Annotated in this window: 4 protein-coding genes and 1 pseudogene; all 5 read left to right on the forward strand. The window is 51.2% G+C overall.

Features of this window, described 5'->3' with window-relative positions; genetic code table 11:
* Positions 1 to 428 precede the first annotated feature (428 nt).
* A complete protein-coding gene (gene ndhC, locus AC0QH1_RS17765) occupies positions 429 to 791 on the forward strand; it encodes a photosynthetic/respiratory NAD(P)H-quinone oxidoreductase subunit C (RefSeq protein WP_324632583.1) in 363 nt (120 codons plus the stop codon).
* On the forward strand, positions 782 to 1,516 hold the full coding sequence (locus tag AC0QH1_RS17770) for an NADH dehydrogenase subunit K (protein ID WP_324632584.1): 735 nt from the start codon (positions 782 to 784) through the stop codon (positions 1,514 to 1,516). The genes ndhC and AC0QH1_RS17770 overlap by 10 nt, the downstream gene beginning before the upstream one ends.
* The gene (locus tag AC0QH1_RS17775; protein ID WP_324632585.1) at positions 1,509 to 2,024 is read left to right on the forward strand and encodes an NAD(P)H-quinone oxidoreductase subunit J; all 516 of its coding nucleotides are present in this window, start codon (positions 1,509 to 1,511) and stop codon (positions 2,022 to 2,024) included. The genes AC0QH1_RS17770 and AC0QH1_RS17775 overlap by 8 nt, the downstream gene beginning before the upstream one ends.
* Positions 2,025 to 2,450: 426 nt before the next feature.
* Positions 2,451 to 3,869 carry a serine/threonine protein kinase gene (locus AC0QH1_RS17780; RefSeq protein ID WP_324632586.1) on the forward strand — a complete coding sequence of 473 codons (1,419 nt, stop codon included), beginning with the start codon at positions 2,451 to 2,453 and terminating at the stop codon, positions 3,867 to 3,869.
* Positions 3,870 to 4,160: 291 nt separating this feature from the next.
* Positions 4,161 to 4,325 (forward strand): annotated as a pseudogene (locus AC0QH1_RS17785) (Uma2 family endonuclease); the annotation flags it as partial.
* Positions 4,326 to 4,477: the final 152 nt, after the last annotated feature.

Raw genomic sequence — 4,477 nt, forward strand, 5'->3', positions numbered from 1 at the left:
CTCGTAGGGCTTAGGCTGGTCAGCTACCTAAAGTCAGGGGCTAGAAGCCCCGTCTCTTTAGAGCGGGGTGCTGACTTCGTTACAATCTTTAAAAACGATCGCCGGATTTCTAAATCTAGCCCCATTTTACCTTAAACCCTGACCCGGAGCAATTCTCCCCCCGAAGGGCTGCCAATGCAACCCACCGGGTGATTGCGGCTGCGTCGCCCTCGGGGAAAAGGTCTGGGGGCTACCCACTCACCAAACTCGCCACTGAGTGGTTTTACTGAAGAAATCCCGGAAATTTGCTAAGTTTTATGAGAGGCATTGGAATTTCCAACCCCCCTGGCCCGTGCAAAAGCCCAGGTTCTCGGGGTCGCTCGCGCCCCAATTATGTAAAAATGTAAACAATTCGTTTTAGAAGTTCTGTCAACCTCAAGTTATTTATCGTGTTTGTCCTTAGCGGCTACGAGTATTTTCTCGGCTTTCTATTCGTGTGCGGCCTAGTCCCGGTGGTAGCTCTCGGTGCATCTCAACTCCTGCGTCCGAAAGCAACCTACCCAGAACGGCGAACCACCTACGAATCCGGCATCGAACCTATCGGCGGAGCCTGGATCCAGTTCAACATCCGTTACTACATGTTCGCCCTGGTCTTCCTCATCTTCGATGTGGAAACCGTCTTCCTCTATCCTTGGGCGGTCGCATTCCACCGACTTGGACTCCTGGCCTTTATTGAAGCCCTCATATTTGTCGCAATTCTCGTAATTGCTCTGGTGTACGCATGGCGCAAAGGAGCCTTAGAATGGTCCTAAATCCTAACCCAACAACCTCTAACAACTTTGAAGGACAAATCGCTAACCCGATCGAACGTCCTCAAGTGACTCAAGAACTTTCCGAAAATGTCATCCTCACCACCGTGGATGACCTGTACAACTGGGCGCGACTCTCTAGTCTGTGGCCTCTGCTTTACGGAACCGCCTGCTGCTTTATCGAATTTGCCGCCCTGATCGGGTCGCGCTTTGACTTCGATCGCTTCGGTCTGGTGCCTCGATCCAGTCCGCGTCAAGCTGACTTGATCATCACCGCCGGCACGATCACGATGAAGTACGCCCCGGCCCTGGTGCGGCTTTACGAACAAATGCCCGAACCCAAATACGTCATCGCAATGGGCGCTTGCACCATCACCGGCGGCATGTTTAGCGTGGACTCCCACACCGCAGTGCGCGGCGTGGATAAACTGATTCCGGTGGATGTTTACATTCCCGGTTGCCCTCCACGTCCGGAAGCGATTATCGATGCGATCGTTAAACTTCGCAAAAAAATCGCCAACGATTCCATGCAACAGCGGGCAAATATTGAACAAGACCACCGCTTCTACACCCGCAAGCACAACATGAAAGTGGTCGAACCCATCTTGACGGGTCAGTACCTACAAACCTCCACCCGTCAAACGCCACCCAAAGAACTCACCGAAGCAATGGGAATGCCGGTTCCCCCCGCACTGAAGGCCACCCAGAAGGAGGAAAATCGTGCCTGAAGAATCCCAAGAATCTCAAGAACAAATTGTAGAAGCGGGTAAAATTTCCCAGTGGCTTACCGAAAATGGTTTCGAACATGAAGCCCTAGAACGAGATAATCTCGGCGTCGAAATCATCAAGGTCGAAGCCGAATTTCTCATCCCCTTGGCCACCGCCCTTTATGCTTACGGCTTTAACTACCTGCAGTGTCAGTGCGGTTACGACCCCGGCCCGGGTGAACCCCTGGTCAGCATGTACCACTTAATTAAAGTCGAGGATGATGCCGATCGCCCGGAGGAAGTCCGCATCAAGGTCTTCCTACCCAGAGATAATCCCACCGTTCCTTCGGTCTACTGGATCTGGAAAACCGCCGATTTCCAAGAACGGGAATCCTACGATATGTACGGCATCGTCTATGAAGGACATCCGAATCTCAAACGGATTTTGATGCCGGAAGATTGGGTCGGCTGGCCCTTGCGAAAGGATTACATCTCCCCCGACTTTTACGAACTGCAAGACGCTTATTAAGTTGGGCGAAATGCAGCATCGAAGCGCCCTCCTTGTCACGAAGGGGGGTGTGCTTTTTTATCGTGCAACGGAAAACAACCTCCCCCCCTCGTCCGTGGGTACGAAAAAATATTTTAACTCGTTCCCAGGCCACCCCCTGGGAACGCCCCACCAGAACTACCGCCTCCCTCCCCAATAAATGTGCAAAATAATTTGCACCCTTGCTTAACTCCCTCGCCGAAGAACTCGACCTACAGCTCGGACAGTTGCGCCAATGGTTAAAAATAGCACTTGCCCAGGGCAAGGTGACAAAAAAACCAAGCCGGTGCGCGATGTGGCGACTCATCAAACGGCTCAATTGTCACGATTGGATTGACCGCCATCCCCGGGGAAAAATTGCTACCCTGGAATTAAGACAATCACGATCTAACATTCGCTTTTAACAATATGCCGCAAACAGGGTCGGTATTGCAAGAACGCTATCAACTCAAAGAGCAGTTGAGCGATAACCCCGCACGGGAAACCTGGTTAGCAGAGGATCTCAGTAGCGAAAAACCCGTGGTGGTGAAGTTGTTGGTTTGGGGTGGATCCAATGCGTGGGAAAATCTGAAACTGTTCGAACGCGAGGCGAAGGTCCTGGAAAATTTGGACCACCCGCGCATTCCTCGCTATCGCGATCGCTTCGCCCTCGAAGATGACAAACTCTGGTCCGGTTTAGTTCACGATTATATCCCCGGGGCCTCTCTGATGCAGTTGTTGGATGAGGGGAAAAAATTTACCGAGGCGGAAGTCTGCGATATCGCGATCGCCACCCTGGATATCTTGCAATACCTGCACGAACTCAATCCCCCGGTCCTCCACCGCGATATCAAACCGAGCAATCTGATTTTCGGGGAAGATGAGGAAATCTATCTGGTAGACTTCGGCGCAGTGCAGGATAAAGCCGCTGTGGCGCGCAGAAGCTTCACCGTGGTGGGCACCTACGGTTATACTCCGTTAGAGCAATTTGGCGGTCAGGCAGTCCCGGCGTCGGATTTATATGCCCTAGGTGCGACATTAGTTCATTTGCTCACCGGCACGCCACCGGCAGAGTTATTGCAAAAAAATTTGCACCTGGATTTTCGCGATCGCGTCAGCACCAATCTCAATCCCTATTTTCTCGATTGGCTCGAAACTCTCGTAGAACCTCAACTCGACGATCGCTTTCCCTCTGCAAGAGTTGCGATCGGCGCGCTCAACTCCGCTACTGCTTTATCCACCGAAACTGACTCGATTTCTCAACCAGACCTTACCCCCATCCACCTGAAAAAAACACCGCAAACTTTACTCATTTCTATCCCAGAACCGGGTCTGAAAATTCGCCAGTCTGCCTCCCAACTGCTACAGCGCGGTGCGATCGCCATTCAAAGCGCTTTCGCCTCGTTAAAAGACAGTCTCAGCGCCTCTGATTTGGCCGCTCAGCTATTAATTTATATCCTGATTGGCATTGGCGCTATCTCGGTGCTTTCTCTGCTCCTCCAGGTGGCGATCGTTATCCTTCCCTTACTCATTCTCCCGATCGCCATTGCTTGTTTGAGCGATTATTTCGAACGCACTACCGTCTTCCTCGATCGCGCCAGAAATACCTTTGAAATCGAAAACAAACGCCTCGGCTTTACTTACCGTCGTCAGCTCGGCGTCACCAATCAAATTCAAGATGTCTCCATTTACTACGATAACAAAAAATTTGTCATGGGAGTGGCAATTACCGCCGGTCACAAACCGGAATACTATCAACAATATTCCTTTGGCAGTTCCGGACGCAATTTAACCGAGTCCGAGTGCATCTGGTTGGCGCGCGAAATTCACGACTGGTTACAACTCTAGCAGCGCTCTCAATATTGGCGAAAAAATTGTTGCCAATGTTCACCACATTTTTCATGCACTGACGCACCGAATAGCAACACCCACCGCCCCGTAGGGTGCGTCACCCCCGCTCTCACATAAATGGAAAAATCACCCCATAAACGCCGGGATTGACGCACCGAAACGCTCAATATTGGCGAAAAAATTGTTGCCAATATTCACCACATTTTACATCCATTTTTTATCCCCCACCACGGCTTTTTTATCAAAATTATCGAATTCCTTAAAAACCAATTTAAATTCTTCTACCGAGTTTATCAGTCTCTCCCTCCTAATGACCAGGGTATTCTGTGCAGTCGTGTTTTTCCCGGTTTATGGCTAAATCGAGAGCAATTGTTGCAAAATAACCTCGCCGCCGTTTTGGAAACCCTACAAGCGGGATTGGCATCTCCAGAACACCAAGCCTTTATCAGCTAATACCCCCCTCACCGTCGGCGCATCCACAGACAATAGGTAAGGATTCAGGGGTCGGGGTTGCAGGAAATCGCGCCTCAGTTAGCTTCTCGGCGGGAAGCCCCGCGCTCTACCCGTGCTTGGTGAGCGTCGGGATGAGAGCCAGGGGAAATGGA

Source organism: Phormidium sp. CCY1219 (genome assembly GCF_055795085.1).